The sequence below is a fragment of the Cryobacterium sp. TMT4-31 genome (genome assembly GCF_004403385.1).
Taxonomy (GTDB): Bacteria; Actinomycetota; Actinomycetes; order Actinomycetales; family Microbacteriaceae; genus Cryobacterium; species Cryobacterium zongtaii.
The window spans coordinates 58,462-76,076 of the sequence record NZ_SOGI01000067.1 but is presented as its reverse complement, the minus strand read 5'-3'; the positions used below and the strand labels follow the sequence as shown (position 1 = coordinate 76,076).

At 69.0% G+C, this 17,615-nt stretch carries 12 protein-coding genes; 4 read left to right on the top strand and 8 right to left on the bottom strand.

The window, feature by feature from the left end; translation table 11 throughout:
- Positions 1-125: 125 nt before the first annotated feature.
- From recQ to E3T19_RS16530, 4 genes are all read right to left on the bottom strand, one after another.
- On the bottom strand, positions 126-2,165 hold the full coding sequence (gene recQ, locus E3T19_RS16545) for a DNA helicase RecQ (RefSeq protein WP_088457354.1): 2,040 nt from the start codon (positions 2,163-2,165) through the stop codon (positions 126-128).
- Between the two features lie 178 nt (positions 2,166-2,343).
- On the bottom strand, positions 2,344-2,991 hold the full coding sequence (locus tag E3T19_RS16540) for a copper resistance CopC family protein (RefSeq protein ID WP_134409383.1): 648 nt from the start codon (positions 2,989-2,991) through the stop codon (positions 2,344-2,346).
- Positions 2,992-2,999: 8 nt separating this feature from the next.
- Complete coding sequence (locus E3T19_RS19440; protein WP_134409382.1) at positions 3,000-3,656, bottom strand: YcnI family protein; 657 nt, start codon at positions 3,654-3,656, stop codon at positions 3,000-3,002.
- A 174-nt stretch (positions 3,657-3,830) separates the two neighbouring features.
- On the bottom strand, positions 3,831-4,454 hold the full coding sequence (locus tag E3T19_RS16530) for a hypothetical protein (RefSeq protein ID WP_134409381.1): 624 nt from the start codon (positions 4,452-4,454) through the stop codon (positions 3,831-3,833).
- 97 nt (positions 4,455-4,551) lie between these two features.
- Here E3T19_RS16530 and E3T19_RS19680 point away from each other — a divergent pair, with 97 nt between their 5' ends.
- Together E3T19_RS19680 and E3T19_RS19675 are read left to right on the top strand one after the other, a co-directional pair.
- On the top strand, positions 4,552-4,932 hold the full coding sequence (locus tag E3T19_RS19680) for a substrate-binding domain-containing protein (RefSeq protein WP_370294278.1): 381 nt from the start codon (positions 4,552-4,554) through the stop codon (positions 4,930-4,932).
- Between the two features lie 25 nt (positions 4,933-4,957).
- Positions 4,958-5,371, top strand: coding sequence for a substrate-binding domain-containing protein (locus E3T19_RS19675; RefSeq protein ID WP_370294277.1), 414 nt, complete (start codon positions 4,958-4,960; stop codon positions 5,369-5,371).
- Between the two features lie 230 nt (positions 5,372-5,601).
- Here the strand turns inward: E3T19_RS19675 and E3T19_RS16520 are convergent, their stop codons facing one another.
- Both E3T19_RS16520 and E3T19_RS16515 read right to left on the bottom strand, forming a co-directional pair.
- Positions 5,602-7,827 carry a DEAD/DEAH box helicase gene (locus E3T19_RS16520; protein ID WP_134409380.1) on the bottom strand — a complete coding sequence of 742 codons (2,226 nt, stop codon included), beginning with the start codon at positions 7,825-7,827 and terminating at the stop codon, positions 5,602-5,604.
- Between the two features lie 236 nt (positions 7,828-8,063).
- Positions 8,064-8,825: an SDR family oxidoreductase gene (locus E3T19_RS16515; protein ID WP_134409379.1), complete on the bottom strand. Its 762-nt coding sequence runs from the start codon at positions 8,823-8,825 to the stop codon at positions 8,064-8,066.
- Positions 8,826-8,963: 138 nt separating this feature from the next.
- Here E3T19_RS16515 and E3T19_RS16510 point away from each other — a divergent pair, with 138 nt between their 5' ends.
- Together E3T19_RS16510 and E3T19_RS16505 are read left to right on the top strand one after the other, a co-directional pair.
- Positions 8,964-10,070 (top strand): aromatic acid exporter family protein, encoded by a 1,107-nt coding sequence (locus E3T19_RS16510; protein ID WP_088457360.1) that lies wholly within the window; start codon positions 8,964-8,966, stop codon positions 10,068-10,070.
- A 133-nt stretch (positions 10,071-10,203) separates the two neighbouring features.
- Positions 10,204-11,385 carry an alpha/beta hydrolase gene (locus E3T19_RS16505; RefSeq protein WP_134409378.1) on the top strand — a complete coding sequence of 394 codons (1,182 nt, stop codon included), beginning with the start codon at positions 10,204-10,206 and terminating at the stop codon, positions 11,383-11,385.
- Between the two features lie 156 nt (positions 11,386-11,541).
- On the opposite strand, the gene E3T19_RS16500 is transcribed toward E3T19_RS16505, so the two are convergent.
- Together E3T19_RS16500 and E3T19_RS16495 are read right to left on the bottom strand one after the other, a co-directional pair.
- Positions 11,542-14,028 (bottom strand): glycoside hydrolase family 3 C-terminal domain-containing protein, encoded by a 2,487-nt coding sequence (locus E3T19_RS16500; protein WP_134409377.1) that lies wholly within the window; start codon positions 14,026-14,028, stop codon positions 11,542-11,544.
- Between the two features lie 17 nt (positions 14,029-14,045).
- The gene (locus E3T19_RS16495; protein ID WP_134409376.1) at positions 14,046-17,585 is read right to left on the bottom strand and encodes a hypothetical protein; all 3,540 of its coding nucleotides are present in this window, start codon (positions 17,583-17,585) and stop codon (positions 14,046-14,048) included.
- Positions 17,586-17,615: the final 30 nt, after the last annotated feature.

Below are 17,615 nucleotides of genomic sequence, written 5' to 3'. Positions count from 1 at the left end.
CAAAGAAGGGCGCGGCGCGGCGCACTCAGACTGTAGCTCTTCTACAACAAGGGGGCGACTCAACCTACCAAGGCCCACAAAAGGGGCGGCGGATGAGCTCCGCCACCCCCGTCGATCCGGGTGGGTCAAGCGTTCGCTGCGACGACCTCGAGCAGGGCCTCGCCGTAAGACTCGAGCTTCTTCGCACCGACGCCGGTGATGCCGTCGAGGTCCGCCAGCGTGCGCGGTTTCGCCGCCGCGACGGCCACCAGGGTGGCATCGCCGAAAACCACGTAGGCGGGAACGCCCTGCTGGCGTGAGGTGGTGCTGCGCCAGGCACGCAGGGCCTGGAACAGCGCCTCCTGCTCGGTGCTGAGCTCGGCGAGGCCGGCCTTGGCGGTGGCGGCGCGGGCAGCGGGGGTGCGCTTCACGGGCTTGTCGGGTTCGCTGCGCAGCTGCACGGGGCGGTTGCCGGCGAGCACCTCTGCGGCGGCCTCGGTGAGGATCAGGGTGCCGTATTCGCCGGAGGTGGCGATGAACCCCTGCGCGAGCAGCTGCCGCACGACTCCCCGCCACTGCTGGTCGGTGAGGTCGGCGCCGATGCCCCAGGTGGCCAGCTGGTCGTGGTTGTGCTGGGTGGTGCGCGGGGTGGTCTTGCCGCGCAGGATGTCGATGAGCTGGCCGGCGCCGAAGCGCTGGTTGCGTTCGCGCAGCAGGCGCACGATCGTGGAGAGCAGTTTCTGGGCGGGAACGGTGCCGTCCCAGGCCTCCGGCGGCGTGAGGCAGGTGTCGCAGTTGCCGCACGGTTCACTGGCCTGGCCGAAGTAGCGCAGCAGGTTGACCCGCCGGCAGTGCACGGTCTCGCAGAGCGCGAGCATGGCGTCCAGGTGCGCGCTCATCTTGCGGCGGTGCGAGAGGTCCCCCGGCGACTCGTCGATCATGCGGCGCTGCTGCACGACGTCCTGCAGGCCGTAGGCGAGCCAGCCGGTGGATGGCAGGCCGTCGCGGCCGGCCCGGCCGGTTTCCTGGTAGTAGCCCTCGACGGACTTGGGCAGGTCGATGTGCGCGACGAAGCGCACATCCGGTTTGTCGATGCCCATGCCGAACGCGATGGTCGCCACGATGATGACGCCCTCTTCGCGGAGGAACCTGGACTGGGTGCGGGCGCGCAGGCCCTGGTCGAGGCCGGCATGGTACGGATAGGCGTTCAGGCCGTTGGCGCGCAGGAACTCGGCGGTCTGCTCGACGGTCTTGCGGCTGAGCGCGTAGACGATGCCGGCGTCGGTGGGGTGCTCGGTCTTGATGAAGTTGAGCAGCTGCTTGCGCGGCTCGTTCTTGCCGACGATGCGGTACTGGATATTGGGCCGGTCGAAGCTGGCGACGAAGTGCTGCGCCTCGCCCATCTGCAGGCGCTCGGTGAGCTCCTTGTGGGTGGCGTCGGTGGCCGTGGCGGTGAGCGCGATGCGGGGCACATCGGGCCAGCGGTCGGCGAGCTCGGAAAGCGCGAGATAGTCCGGGCGGAAGTCGTGGCCCCACTGGGAGACACAGTGCGCCTCGTCGATGGCGAACAGGGCGATGGTGCCGCGATCGAGGAACCGCTTGGTGGCCTCGTTGCTCAATCGCTCGGGGGCGACGTAGAGCAGGTCGAGGTTGCCGGCGAGGTAGTCACGTTCGACCTGGTTGCGGGCGGCGGAGTCCTGGCTGGAGTTGAGGAACGCGGCGCGCACGCCGACGAGGGTGAGCGCATCCACCTGGTCTTGCATGAGTGCGATCAGCGGGGAGATGACGATGCCGGTGCCCTCGCGCACGAGCGACGGGATCTGGTAGCAGAGGCTTTTGCCGCCACCGGTGGGCATCAGCACGACGGCGTCGCCGCCACCGATGAGCTGGTCGATGATCTGGGCCTGCTCACCACGGAACGAGTCGTAGCCGAAAACCGTGTGCAGCGCCTCGGCGGCGGTGCCGAACTTGGCGGTGGCCCGCTTGGGCGGCGGCGGGGCGAGCAGCGTTGCGCCGCCGGCGGGCGGGCCGAAATCGACGGGACCGGAGCCGGCCGGGCCGGCGGCGGCCGACGCGGGCGTGGCGAAGCCACCCTGACCGTAGGGGTCTGGGGGCGGTGGGGCATCGAAGTCGTCCGGCGGCTCGAACTCGTCAGGATCCCACGGTATCTCGGCGTTCCAACTCACCCGCCAACTCTACCCGCGCCCACCGACGCCACCGGCCGGGGCGGCGGCATTGTGGATGGAGGCCACGGCCCGCCCGCAGCTCTCGCGAAAGCGGTGGTGTGGTTGCTTCGGAGCACCCGAGGTGACCGTTCCACCGCTCTCGCGAAATTGCCTGACCTACTGCGGGATGGGGTGATGGCTATTTCGGGGTGGGACGGCGCAGCAGCAGGAGCGTCACACCGATCGCGGCGAGGATTGCCACGAGCGCTCCGCCGATCCAGAGCAGGTCGGTGACGTCGACCGCCGAGCCGGACTCCGCGGCGTCGTCGCCGGCCGCTTCGGTGTCGGCCGGTCCGGTCTGGCCTGAACCAGCGGTGGCGCACTCGGGCGCGGTCGCGGAACCCTCGTTCAGCACCTGGGCCGCGTTGGGCTGCCAGGTGAAGGTGAAGGTGTCCGAGATCGGATGCCCATCGGTCGACACGACCTGCCAGGTCACCGTGTACTCCCCCGGCTGGCCGAGCTGCACCGCGGTTTCGAGGGTGGGCCCGGCGATCGTCGAACAGCCGTCGCCGTAGTATCTCGGCGCGTCGGCCGGGCCGGTGACCTGGATGACACTGCCCTCGCCCTGGCCCGAGAGGTCGAGCAGGTTGTCGTTGGTGGTGATCGATACGGTCCCGGGCTGCTCGGTGACGATCGAACCCGCCGCCGGTGTCGAGCCGACCAGGTAGTTGTGCGCAAACGCCGGGGCGGCCGTGGCGCCGAGACTGGCGACGGCCAGCACGGCCCCGGCCAGCGCCGACCGCTTCAGCATGCGGGCGTGCCGGCGGCTGTTTCGGATGGGTGCCATGGGGAGCTCTATGCGGCGTTCTTGCGGCGGGCGGCGACGGCGACCACGAGGCCGACGGCGCCGACGATGAGACCGCCGATGCCGAGCAACCGGGCCAGCACATCGTCGGTGGCGATCGGCTCGGTCGCGGGGGCGCCATCCGCTGCGGCAGCGGCATTGTGACCGTGGCCGGACTCTGCGCCGGCCTCGGTGACGGTGAGCGACGGGGCCGGGTGGGCCGGTTCGGCCTCGCCCTCGACGACCGTCTCTGACCAGTCGGTCTCCCCGACCTCGCAAGACTGAAGCACGGGGAACGCCAGCGTGTCGCCGACGGCGGCGTCCTCGGGGATCTGCAGGCTGAGTACGAAGGTGGTGCGGAGGCCGTCGGCGAGCGGGGTGAGAGCCGTGTAGGTGACCTGGCCGTCGGTGAGCGGCGTGATGTCCCAGCCCGGGTTGATGGTGGGGGTGACGCTGGTGATGGTGTCGGGGATGTCGATGGTGATGCCGGTGGTGGCCGACCCGTCGCAGCCGTGGCCGAGCGAGAAGGTGAGCAGGCTGTAGGAGCCGGCGGCGGTCGACGACGGTTCGACATCGACGTGGGCGCTGGCGGCCAGCGGCGCTGACAGGGCGAGCAGGCCGGCTCCGAGAAGGGCGGTGGCGGAGAAGACGGGCGTGGAGAGCTTCATGATGGGTCCTTGGGTTGGTGGCCGGTCGACACGCGAGTGGTCGAATCGTGGCCGCGGCCCGCGCGGGGCCGACAGGCATGGCGGGGCTCGGTACGAAAATTCGACGGGGCGGCCGACGGATGGGTCGACATATATATAAGAGGTGCGAAGACTGAAGGTGGCCGAGCGTGACGCTCAGGCGAACAGGTGCACCGGCGGCCCACGATGCCGCATCGGACTCAGCAGGACGAGAAGGTCGCGGGGCGGCAGAGCGGCCGAGGACGCCGAGATCGTCTGGGGGATGTTCGGGATCGGGGTGAGCACGAGGAACCGCACGAGGGCCTTCAGGGCCACCGTCGCGGTGCTGAACAGACCCCAGAAGGCCCGCTCGCCGAAGCGGAGCGCCAGGACGGTCACCACGGCGGCGAGGACGTGGGCCCCGGTCATCATCATCCCGTGATCGGCGCCGGACATGGTGCCGGCCTGCATCGATGATGGCACCAGCACGGCGACGCTGCCCGCGCTGTGGGCGTGCGCGGTTGCCGCATCCGTGGTCACCAGGGCGCCGCCCGCGCTGCCGAAGGAGAACAGCCCGTGGAAGACGAGTTGACTCAGCAGCACCGCCGCGGTGAGTCGCCAGGTGGACAGGGTGCGGCCGGACAGGGCGATGGAGACGATCCCGGCGAAAGCCAGGGACACGACCACGGCCAACAGGCCGGGCACGGCTCCGCCACCCACGGTGTGCGACAACGCGGCAACAAACGTGGAGACGGCCGCGACGATCCACCCACGGGCGAAGCGCGCCCAGCGTGTGGTCATGATTCTCCCTTTGTCACGGTTCCTCGAATCTATCAGGACCGCGCCGTTCAGCTGCCTCTCGGAGAACACGCGGCTCCGGTCGGGCAGAATGGGAACAGTGCTGGCACCAGACAGGCACCCGGCATTTTCCCTCGGCACGTCGATCGCGGTGGCCGCCCTGCTCCTGTCGGGTTGCGCCGCCAACGAATCCGGTGACGAGACGAGCACTCTGGCCGGCACGCTGGACGGTGCCGGGTCGAGCGCGCCGGGGTCCGCCGCCAACGACCTGCCCGTCTACGTGTCACCGTTGGTGTTGGTCTACAACGTCGATGGCGTGGACACCCTGCGCCTGGATCCGTCGGCGATCGCGAACATTTTCTCCGGTGCGATCACGCGGTGGAACGACCCCGCCCTCGTCGACCTGAACCCCGACGCCACCCTGCCCGCCGAACAGATCTCCGCGGTGCATCGCTCGGACGATTCGGGCACGACGAAGTGAGGGCGCCCAAGGCAACTCCGGCGTCGTGAGCGCCGTCGCCAACGGCAACAACACCATCGGCTACGCGGATGCGTCCAGGGTCGGTGACCCCTCTGTCGCGGCGTTGCAGGTGGGCGACGAGTTCGTCGATTACTCCACCGAGGCCGCTGCGGCCGTCATCGACGCCACGCCCCTGGTGGAGCGGGACAACCCCAACGACCTGGTGGTGGATGTCGACCGCACCTCCACGGCCCCCGGCGTGTACCCGCTGGTGCTCGTGAGCTACCTGATCGCCTGCGAAGACTATCCCGACGCCGACCAGGCCGAGCTCGTCGCGGCCTACCTGGCTTACGTGACCAGCCCGGAGGGTCAGGCCGCCGCCGCAGAGAGCGCGGGTTCGGCGCCGCTGTCCGCTGACTTTTCTGACCGGGTGCTCGAGGCCGTCGCAAGCATCCGCTGAGCCGCGCATCCGCCCCCGCTGACCAGGCCGGGCGGATATCTGTGGAGCACCGCGCGGATGCCCCACAGACATCCTGTGCTCGCGCGCGCTGTCACAAACCCGAATTGTGAGGGAGCACGCGAACGACAAAACCGTACCGCATCCCCGATCGTGCGCGACGGATTCGCGCGCCGGTTAACCGCCGGCAGGGCACCCGCCGAAACGGATGCCCTGCCGGTTGTGCGCTGGTGTTACAGGTTCGCCAGAGCGGTGATCGAGGCGTCGCCCGGCGTGGCCGAGGTGAAGCTGGAGTCGATCTCGGCCCGGTCGAGCAGGTCTTCCATGCGACGACGACGCTGCTTGGGGATCAGCGTGACGACGGTACCGGACTTGCCGGCGCGGCCGGTGCGGCCGGCGCGGTGCAGGTAGGTCTTGTACTCGTCGGGCATGTCGGCCTGGATGACCAGGTCGATGTCGTCGACGTGGATGCCGCGGGCGGCGACGTCCGTGGCGACGAGAACATTGACGCGACCGCTGGTGAGCATCTGCAGGTTGCGGGTACGGCGGGCCTGGTTGAGGTCGCCGTGCAGGCTGGTGGCCTTGACGCCGGCGTCCTCGAGCTGGTCGGCGAGCTGCTCGGCGTAGGCGCGGGTGCGGCTGAAGATGAGCGTCTTGCCCTGGCGGTCGACAAGCTGGCCGATGATGGAGGCCTTGTCGCGGTGCTCGATGAGGAGGACCTTGTGGTCGATCGTGCTGGAGGCCTGGTCTTCTCCGGCGACCTCGTGCACGGCCGGGTTGGTCAGGAATTCCTTGACCAGCGAGGCGACGCCCTTGTCGAGGGTGGCCGAGAACAGCAGACGCTGGCCGCCCTTCTTGGTGAGGCGCAGGATGCGCTGAACCGGCTCGAGGAAGCCCAGGTCGCACATGTAGTCGGCCTCGTCGAGGACTGTGATGACGACCTCGGACAGGTCGAGACGACCCTGCTCGACGAGGTCCTCGATGCGGCCGGCGGTGCCGATGATGATGTCCACGCCGCGCTGGAGGGCGCTGACCTGGCGGTACTGCGGAACGCCGCCGTAGATCTGGGTGGTGAAGAGGCCGACGCTGCGCGCGATGGGCTGCACGGTGCGGTCGATCTGCAGGGCCAGCTCGCGGGTGGGGGCCAGGATCAGCGCGCGGGGCTTGCGGGCCATCTTGCGGTCCTTGGCGCCGTTGTTCTCCATGAGCTTCTCGATCATGGGAGCGGCGAACGCGATGGTCTTGCCGGAGCCGGTCTTGCCGCGGCCGAGCACGTCACGGCCGGCGAGCACATCGGGGATGGTCGCGGCCTGGATCGGGAACGGGGACGGAGCGCCGAGGAGAGCGAGCTCGCGCACGATGTTGCCACCGAGCCCGAGGTCGCCGAACGTCACGCCGACAACATCTTCTGCGGTCGTGGCGATGGCCTCGAGGCGCTCGAGCACCACGTCGTCGCCGGCGGCGAACTTGGGCTTGGAGTCGCGGTCGGGGTAGAAGTTGCTGGAGTGGCCGCCGTCGTTGGAACGGTCGTTGCGGGCCGCGCGGTCATTGCCGTACGCGGGACGTTCGCCACGGGCCGGACGGTCGTTGCTGTACGACGGGCGGTCGGTGCGGGCGGGGCGATCGCCGTAGGACGGACGCTCCGTGCGGGCCGGACGGTCGCTGTTGTAGGACGGACGCTCGGTGCGGGCCGGACGGTCGCTGTTGCGGTCGTTGTAGGCGGGGCGATCGGTGCGCGGGGCACGGTCACCGTACGACGGGCGGTCGTTGTTGTACGACGGACGGTCAGTGCGCGGGGCACGGTCACCGTAGGACGGGCGCTCTGTGCGAGCCGGACGGTCGCTGTTGCGGTCGTTATAGGCGGGGCGATCGGTGCGCGGGGCACGGTCACCGTACGACGGGCGGTCGTTGTTGTACGACGGACGGTCAGTGCGCGGGGCACGGTCACCGTAGGACGGACGCTCTGTGCGAGCCGGACGGTCGTTGTTGTACGACGGGCGATCGGTGCGCGGGGCACGGTCGCCGTACGACGGACGGTCGTTGTTGTACGACGGGCGGTCGGTGCGCGGGGCACGGTCGCCGTAGGAGGGACGGTCGCCGCGAGCGGGACGGTCGTTGTTGTACGAGGGACGGTCGCCGCGAGCGGGACGGTCGTTGTTGTACGAGGGACGGTCGGTGCGCGGGGCACGGTCGTTGGAGGCCGGACGCTCGGTGCGGGCACCGTAGGCGGGACGGTCACCGTAGGCGGGACGGTCGGAGGAGGAGCGCTCACCGGAACGCGCTGCGCGCTCGTCGGCGTTCCAGCGCTGCTTCTTGGGAGCGCCATCGTCTGCGCGGTAGCCGCGGTGTCCGGGGCTCTTGCTGCCGCCCTTGGGTGCGCCCTTGGGGCCGCCCTTGGAGTGGCTCGGGTCGAAGTTCTTGGCTGCGCGGCCGACGGCCGGCTTCTTGCTAGAAGGCATAGAAGTATTTCTGGGTTGTGTTGAGTACATGGCAGTAGTGCGTCGCACGGCGACGCAACCTGAGAACCCGGGCAGTCTATGGCCGGGGCCGTTCACATACAGTGATTTTTCACCAGCGGATTACTGGGAAACCGGCCCATCCTGACTTACAAACCCATCCGCGCACACAATGAAACACGCGGTGTCAAGAGCCGACTTGTCCACGTTACCTTATCGAGTCCCAAAAGTCACGGTTGCTAGCCGGCCGGCTTTGGGTGCGCGATGCCGTCGAGCCACTGTGCGAAGGACTGGGCACCTCGTTCGGTGTTGGGGGCCGGCAACAGGGTGCCGTCTCGCATCGCGGTGCCCATTCGGCCTGGGAGCTTGAATTGAACGATGCGGGCGTGAGTGCGCGTGACTCGGGCGTAGTCGCGCACCATGTCGACAAGGCGTTCCTCCCGTGGGCCGCCGAGATCGGGCACCTGCCCGCGCGGCGGGCCCACCACAAGCTCGACGAGCCGCTGGGCAACCTCCCGCGCCGCGACGGGCTGGGTCCGCATGACGGGCACCAGGGTGAGGATGCCGCGCGAGCCTCGCCCGAGGGTCTGGGCCGCGAACTCGTGGAACTGCGTGGCCCTGAGCATGGTCCACGGCACGGCGCCGCGTTTCACCACCTCCTCCTGGACGACCTTGCCCGCGTAGTACCCGGCGGAGACCGTGTCGGCATTCACGATCGAGAGGGTGACGTGGTGCCGCACCCCGGCGGCGGCCTCTGCCCTGAGCAGAGTGGCCGTGGCCGTGCCGAAGAAGCGGGTGGACGCTTTAGCGGACAGCGTGGAGGTATTGACCACATCGATGACCCCGTCAACACCGTCGAGCACCGAGGAGAGCCTGTCTCCGGTCACGAGGTCGATTCCGGTCGACCGGGCGAGGACGACAGGCTGGTGCCCAAGACGGCTGACCAGGTCGGTGACGTGACGCCCGACGGTGCCGGTTCCTCCCGCTATCGCGATCTTCACGACGCCTCCTTTTCGAGCTCTCCCCGCGGGGACAGGCCCAGGTGATGCCGCGATTCTATGCCGATGGCGCCGAAACCTCTGGGCCCGCGGGGCCAGCCGCGATTGGGCGGGAAGCCGGGAATCGTGCAGACTCGTTCGATGCGCACTCCCGATCTCTCCCCACGTGCCGCCGGTGGCCTGGTGAAGACCGCCGTGGCACATCCCCGCCTGCTGCAGGCCGTGAAGACGGCCGTTGCGGTGGCGATCGCCTGGAAGCTCGCCCCCCTGATGCCCGGCGTCGCCAACGATTACCCCTACTACGCGCCGCTCGGTGTCATCGTGGCCAGCTTTCCGACCCTGATGGGGTCGATCAAGAACGCTATGCAGACCCTTGCCGGGCTGGTGATCGGCATTGCTCTGGCGGCCGCGGTGATCATCTTCAGCGAACCCAGCGTGCTGACGGTGTCGCTCGTGGTGGGGATCGGCATGCTGTTCGGCGGCATCCGCCAGCTGGGCGCCGGACGGGAGTACGTGCCGATCGCGGGTCTGTTCGTGCTGATCGTCGGCGGTCCGAACGCCGACGGCTATTCGATCGGATACGTCTCGCAGATGACCCTGGGCATCGTTGTCGGGCTGGCGGTGAACCTCCTCGTCGCACCCCCGCTGCGGGTGACTGCCGCGGTGAAGGAATTGTCCAGGTTGCGGCGTGCGCTCGGATTGCACCTGGGTTCGGTTGCCGACGCCCTCGAGGCGAGCTGGCCGCCCGAGGAGGGCGAATGGTCCAAGCAGGGCGCCACGTTGGCGAGCACCAGCACCGCCGTGCGTCGCGCGTTGGCGGAGGCCGACGAGAGCCGCCGGATCAACCCACGGGCGCGCATCCGGCCGCACGATCTCAGCACCGACTATGACGACCTGGCGGCGCTCGAGAACGCGACCTTCTATGTGCGCGACCTCACCGACGTGCTCGCTGGGGCGGCCTGGGGTACACCGGTGCCCGTGGAGCTGCCGGCCGCGCTGCGACCGGCGCTGAGTGCGGCGGTGCGGGCGACGGCCGCCCTGGTCAATGAATGGGACACCGGGGAACCGAGTCTCGACGCCCTGCGGGCGGCCGAGGATGCCGCAGCCGCCATGACCGAGGCGATCCATGAGCACCGTGAACTGGGTGCGGAAGCCATCGTCGCGGCCAGCGCGGCGGCCCTCGACGTCACCCGGATGCTCGCCGCTCTGAGCCCGGGGATTACCCGCGACGTCCCCGCGAAGGCCTGACGCCCCGCTGAGGCCGCCGTCGGGCCGCTCTGCGACGCGCCCGGCCGGCGTTTTGACGCCCGCCGATTAGCGAGCCGGGCCCGACCGATCTATTCTCGAAAGCACCCGCACCCAGCACATTTCAGGAGCATCCGTGAGTAACGGTCGCCGCATCATCGGACTCGGCTCCCGACGCTTTCTCGTTCTCTTCGTCGCCTATGCCGGCGGCATGGCCGTCGTGGCCACCGCCTTGCTCGGCGGCCTGCATTGGAACCTGCGCCCGGTGGCGCCCGCACAGGCCGGCGGAACCGCGAGCGAGGTCGACACCACGGCGATCGTGGGCATCCGCACCTTCACCGCGCCCGGGGACGCCGTGATCGATGAGGACGTCGTCTACGCCACCCAGCCGGACGGCACCCAGCTCACCCTCGACGTCTGCTCGCCGCCAGAAGCGGATGCCGGGTCAACCGCTGACGTGGACAGCGGCACCGGGGACGCGGCGGCCGGCCAAACGGCCGCACCCGATCCGTCCGCTGAGCCCGAGTCGACGGCGGCTCCCGCCGACGACGCATCCGCGGATCCGGCCACCGCTGGCGCGATGGAACCGGGCACGGATACCGAGACGCCCTCTCAAGCCACCCTCCGGCCGGCGGTGCTCTCCATCCACGGCGGCAGCTGGGCTCGCGGCGACAAAGGCAACAGCGATTGGCGCAATGTCTGCGAATGGCTCGCCTCCGAGGGGTTCGTGGCGTACTCGGTGAACTACAGGCTGGTGCCGGCGGTGAGTTTTCCGGCTGCCATTGAAGACCTGGGCCGCGCCGTCGAGTGGATGCGCGCAAATGCCGAGCACTACGGCATCGACCCCGACCGAATCGGTGCCTTCGGCGGTTCGGCGGGCGGCAACCTGGCCTCGCTGCTCGGTGCCCGCGGCAGTGGATCGCTTACCGATGGCAGCCGGGTCGCGGCTGTTGCCGAGCTCTCCGGGCCCGTCGACCTGAGCTACGACGGCATCGTGGTGGCCGGCGGCTCCTCTGGGCTTGAGCAGATCGTGCTCGACTACCTGGACTGCGAATCGCTGCTGGACTGTCGGGCGGCCCGGGACGCGTCGGCCGTCAGGTCGCTGGATCGCACCGACCCGCCCGTCTTCGTCGGGTCGTCCACTGACGAGTTCATTCCGCTGAGCCAGTCCACCGGCTTCGCCGCGGAGCTCAACGCCCTCGGCATCGTCAACCAGCTCGTCACCGTGCCGGGCAGCCTGCACTCCATCGGCATCCTCGATGCGGCGATGCGCGGTGCGGTGTCGGCCTTTCTGCACGAGCACCTCGACACGGACTGAGCCAGGCGCACGGCCTGAAAAGAGTTATCCACAACCCGCCGGCACTCCGCCCGGCCGGGTGGTCGTCGTTGTTCTCATCCGACGCCGCTCCGGCACTGGTTGATGCGGAAGGGCCGGCTTGAGGGGCAAAGGGAAGGTCTACGCCGATACTCGTTCCTATGGCTGGCTCCCCGCCGCCGAGTTCCTGAGGATCTCCTCGCTCAGCGCGGGCAGCGCCAGGACGAGCTGGAGGACGGTTCGGGCGGTGCGCTGGACCTCGCCGAGTGTGATGCCGTCTGGGCGAGCGAGGGAATCGAGCAGAGACGATGCCGCCGAGGCGTCGAAGCCGCCGCTGACGTGGTCGAACCATCCGCCAGGCATAAAGACGTCGACCTGCGCGCGGACCCGGTAAGCGTCGTCAGCCACCGCCGGGAAATCCGGGTCGACGGCGCGCTGCATCCACCAATCGGTGATCACCGTTCCCTCAAATCCCCATTCCTCCCGCAGGATCGTCGTGCACAACTCGTCGTTGTAGTGCGACCATGCGCCGTTGATTTTGTTGTACGACGTCATGAGGGTGTGCGGGCGCGCCTGGGCGAGGCAGATCTGAAACCCGCGCAGATAGATCTCCCGCAGAGCCCGTTCCGAGACCCTCGAGTCGTTGAGGTTCCGGTTGGTTTCCTGGTTGTTGCACGCAAAGTGCTTGGGGCAGGCCGCTACTCCCGCTTCCTGGACGCCAGCCACGACTGCGGCCGCGATAAGGCCGGTGACCAGCGGGTCCTCGGAGAAGTACTCGAAGTTGCGCCCGCACAGGGGATCACGGTGAATGTTCATTCCCGGGCTGAGTAGCACGTGGGTGCCCTTGCGGACCATCTCCTCGCCGTGGTGCGCCGCGAGTCGACGCACGAGCGGGGTGTTCCAGGTTGAGGCGAGTGCCGCTCCGCAGGGCAGGAGCGCAGCGTAGGCCGCCAGCCGGATGCCGGAGGGGCCGTCCGTCGTCGTGATGGGAGGCACGCCCTTCGCTCGTAGCGACGCGGTGATGCCGCCGAACACGCCGGCGTTCCCGGGCGTCCCGAGCGGGCTGTCCATGACTACGTCACCTCGGGTGAGCGCTTCCAGGTCCTCGTGGGAGAGCTGGGCCACGAACTCGTCGAGCGTCGCTGCCCCTTCAGCGACATCGGCCAGAGTGACGGCCTGGCTTCCGGTCTGCTCCAGCGCCGGAACCGTGCGTGCCTGGAGCCGTTCGCGGCGGGAGACCTCCCGCGTGGGGACATCCTGCCACCCGACGACGGCGCGACCGGCGTCGTCGCGGTCGAGAATCATCCGTTGGAAGGGGTGAGCGGCGGCGGGTGCGCACGCCTCGGTCAGCTGTTCGACGACGCGCAGCTCGCTGAGCGTGAACGAGGCGATCTGGGTCGCCGCGCGCACGTCGGTGCCGGCGAACACCGTGTATTGACCGGCCTCGAGGACGTAGGCGGACCGATGGCCGGTTGCCCCGGAATCGTCGTAAGAGGCCAGAGAGGCGATCGGGAACGCCAGGTGCAACGACTCGCTCTCGCCCGGGTCCAGTCGTCGCGACTTCGCGAAGGATGCCAGCGTGCGGGCAGGCTTGCCGAGCTCGCCGTCCGGCGCTTGGACGTACACCTGGACGACCTCAGCGCCGGGATGCTCCGTCCCGACGTTGCTCACGCGCGCGGTGACCGTGACCTCCTCGTCGTTGACGTCGGCCGTGGCCACCACATCGAGTCTCGAGTACCCGAGACCGAACCCAAAGGGAAAGAGGACGGCGTCGGGCGCGAAGGTTTCGAAGTACCGGTAGCCGACGTAGATGTCCTCCGCGTAGTCGTTATGCTCGAGCCCGCCGAAGTTCGGTGCGCTCGGGTAGTCGGCGTAGGAACGCGCGATGGTGTCGGTGAGTCGCCCTCCGGGCACCTGCACGCCGGTCAGGACGTCCGCGATGGCCCGCGCGCCCTCCATGCCGCCCTGCCAGGCGTAGAGCACCGAGGAGATCGCCTCGCCGTACTGGTCCAGCCAGGCGAGATCGATGACGTTGCCGCAATCGAGCACCACGACGGTGTGCGTGAACGCTGAGGTGACCGCGTCCAGCAGGCTCTTCTCCGCGTCCGTGAGGTAATAACTGCCCTGGGTCAGGGTGTTCTCTCGCGCTTCCCCGGCGGCACGCCCCAGGACGACGATGGCGACGTCCGTCCGGGTTGCGGCGGCTCGAACGGCCTCGCCTTCGAGGGGCATCTCCTCGAAGTAGCGCGGCCAATTCCCCCAGGTGCCCTCGTCGGGTGGGTTCTCCGCGCACCAGCGCGTGTAGGACGCGGCGAGATCTGCGTCGACGGTGACCTGGCCGCCGTCGCGCAGTGCGTCCAGAAGGTTCCAGGAGTACGGAGCGTTGACGTCCCCGCCCGACCCGTACCCGACCGAGAAGTAGTCGATCTGGACCCGCCCGAAGAGCGCAATGCGCGACCCCCCGCGCAGAGGGAGGGTGCCGTCGTTGCGGAGCAGGACAGTCCCGTCAGCGGCGGATTCCCGGCACAGCGCGACGAGCTCCGGGTCGATGTAGGTCTCGGTGTCAACCAGGCCCGTGGAGGCCTGCGCCAATTGCTCTTCGCCCGCCGAGAGCGATGGGGTGGGGTTGTCCGCCGGCGATGTCATCAGATGTTTCTCCATGGTCAGGCCTCAAGTGTGCTGCGGTCAACGCCGACGTGAACGTCGAGGACCGAGATTCCGACGAGGTCCGCGAACGAGACGGACAGGCCGCCCTGGCGGTAGTGCGCCGTCGTCTTGACCCCGGTGAGGGGCGCGCCGTCGGCCATCACGCGGACATCCCCGCTGCCGGGCTCGACGTGGAAGCGCACCGTGCGACGCTCGCCGGCAAGGTCGATGGCGATCGTGAGGCCGTCGTCCTCGAGAGCGAGGACCGGGTCTATGACCACCGCGCCGGCTCGCTCGACGAGGCCGAGCGCTCCCTGCACCAGCTGGCGAAGGTAGATACCCGGGCCACTGGAGTAGACGCGCCATCCGCCCTTGACCCCGACGGTGCCATCTCGCAACCGGTCGAAATTCGCGGCGGCGTTGTAGCGGTCGGTGAAGGCTGCGTCGGAGGAGGAGTAGTAGCAGTTTCGCTGGCGCGGCATGCTCGTGCTCAGTCGCTCGAACTGGCCGACTGGGCTGATTCTCAACAGCTCCGTGACGAGCCGCTCTCGGCCCAGCGTCGCGAGGGCCTGCGTGTAGCGGATGTGGGCATGGGTGTACATGAGCCCGACTTCACGGCCGAAGTTCGCCGCTTGCTCACCACGACGGAAGAATCGCGTCTGGCCTTCGTGGAAGGGCGCGGGCCGGTCCATGAGGCGGACGCCGTCGGGGAAGTGCAGGTGCTCCTCGACGAGACTCTCGTGGCGCACTGCTTGCTCGGGGGTGAACAGTCCGGCGATGATCGACCGGGTCATGGGGATGAGCCGGTAGGAAAGCCCCGTCCGGTCGTCGCTGGGGTGCAGCACGGGCCGCGGGCCCTCGGGGGTGAAGACGACGTAGCCGGCGAGCACATCGTCGATGATGAGACGCTCAGCGAATTCAGCCGCTATCGTCGACGCCTCGGACATGAGGTCGGTGGCGAGCGAGTCGTGCGCGGTCCCCCGAAGCTGGCCGCCGAGGGTGCTGACCGCCTGAAACAGAAGGGCGACGGTCCAGGCGGAGGCCATCTCACGGCTCATTGAGGCCTGTGCGGGCTGGAGGGTGTCATCCCAGTCGCCCTCACCGTACGAGAGCAGGTCAGTCCCAGGGGCGCGGTGGCTGCGGATGTAGTTCAGGGAGGCGCGCACATGGTCGGTGAGGGGCGCAGCCACGCTGCCCGGGCGGCGCAGCTCGCCGTCCCAGTACGGCACCGTGACGTCGAGGATCGTCGTATCGCCGGTCGCAGCCAGGTACTCCCCCAGCGCCATCAAGGGCCAGACGACGACGTCGCCGTGGGCCTCGTCGGAGTACCGCTCGCGGTAGGCGTCGAACATGAACCATTGCGGCAGGGTCCCGTCCGGGGACTGCTGGGCGAACACCCGGCGGACGATGTCCCGCGCCGCGTCGAAGTGGCCGAAGGCGAGGTTGAGCTCGAGCGGTCCCTGGCAGACGTCACGGGTGCCCCAGGCCGCGCCGGAGTATTGTTCGAGACCGTGCGGGACGAGGAAGTGAACCAGCGCGTTCTGCGTGAACCACGGCAGCAGGAGGTTGATCTCGGTGAGGCGGCCGTCGCCCTCGACCCGTAGGTTGCGCGTGTAGTCGGCGATGTAACCGCGGTGCGCCTCGAGCTCGGCGGCGACGTCGAGTGGGTTGTCGAGCACCGCCTCGGCGTGGGCGAGGGCGTCCGCGGCGCCGTCGAGGTCACCGGAGAGCACAAGCGAGGCCGAGGTCGTTGCGTCGAAAGCGACAGTCGTCAGGTTCGTGCCATGGGAGCGGCCGTCGGGGAAGAGCACCGTGTCGTCACCGAAGCGCCCGGCCTCACTGGCGAGTACGTAGACGAGATCAGGGCAGTGCTCGGCGACGTCGGTCCCGGCGTCCGCAGCGTAGACGATCGCGCGGCCGTTGAGGGCCCGGCTTGCGGTCCACGACTGCCCGCCGAGCTCGACATCCACGGTGAGGATGATGTCGATCGGCTGCTCGGAGTCGATGCAGATCTCGATGGCACGGGCGTCATGGCTCGCCGTCGTGCGCACCTCGATGCGACCGTCCTCGGTCGCGTAGATCCAACGGACCCCGCCGAGGTCGAGGATGAGGGCGGAGGGCACTCCGAGCAGCTGCCACCGGTCACCTATTCGAACGAGTGCCCGCACCCCTGAGGAACGCAGCAGGTTGAGGTGGTTGCGTTGGACGGAGACGAAACGGTTGGCGGTCGTGTTCCCGACGACAACGTGCGAGGCGAAGACCCCGTAGGCGTAGGCCGTCGCGGAGAGGATGTTGTCGTTCGGGCTAACGTCGGTGCCGGCCTTGAGGACGTGCCCGTGGGGTCGCTCAACCGCGAGTTCCTTTGCACGGCTGACGACGTGGGTGGCCTCGGGCGTGAAGAAGGACAGCAGGTTCCCGGCATCGTCGCGCTCGGGCTGGAGGACCCGGGACGACGCGTCGGAGTTCCCCGACACGGCCCCGAGCTCGGTGAGCTCGGCGTCGGAGAGGTCGAGGCCGGCCAAGAGCGGGGCCGATACCAACAGGGAGCGGGACGACGCGTGCGGCCCGGCAGCGGGAGCGGTATGCACTGTGACGGAGCTCACTCCGTCGTGCAGTGCTGAGGGCGCGCTGCCCAGCCCCAGCGCGAGCGCGCGATCGAACAGTCCAGGCACCTCGTCGAGGGCGTCGGCGAGCTCTCCGCGGTAGTCCGCGACCACGGCCGTCACGGCGTGCACGGTGCGCGGAGCGGTGAGATCGAGCTCGGGACCGAGTAGCACCGGGAAGGCGAACTCGTACTGATAGATGAGCGAGTCCCAGTCGGGCACACCCAGGCTGTGAGCGCGGCCATCGATCTTCGCGTCGAGCCCATAGAACGAGAATCCGTCGGTGAGGTAGGCGCGAGCTCCTTCGACGAGAGCGGTCACCGCCAGAGGCAGCACGGGCGCAGTCGCCATGGTCTGCCGGCTCGCGACCACGGCTCCGGCGCGGGCGTCGTCGAGCACGTGGTGCACGACGTACTGGCTCACGTACGGCTCGTTGTTGACGGCCGTCGAGAACGGCACGAGGGCCAGGTCCTGGGCGAAGACGACGTCGTAGACCGAGTCAGCCGCGCCGGGCTCAGCGGCCGCGAGGTCCACCCGCCACACCCAGACGTCACCGTGCGGGTCGAGAGTGAGCGTCACCACGTAACCGGCCCCGAGGGCCTGACCTGACCAGCGCACGCAGCCGGGCGCCTCAGCGAGGTCACCGGCCGAGCGTCCACCGACGAGCGGCACCCCCTCGACGATGCGAGCACCCGAGGCGTCCAGGCCGTGGCGGCGCAAGAACACGCCGCCGACCATGGCGTCATGCTCGCTCGGCAGATACTGGTTGACCAATATCGACTCCCCATACGTGATGGCACGCACGTCGCCGGCGGCTGACAGCTCGATGCGAGTGGTCCCCGCCTCAAGCAACGCCGCCGTCGGCGCGACTCTCCTCTGGCCACGCTCGGCCGGCAGGTCTGTGACGGCTGCGGCAGGATCGGCAGTGGATGGGTGGACGGTGTGCGTGGTCACGAATATTCCTCAAGGCAGGCAGCTGCAAGT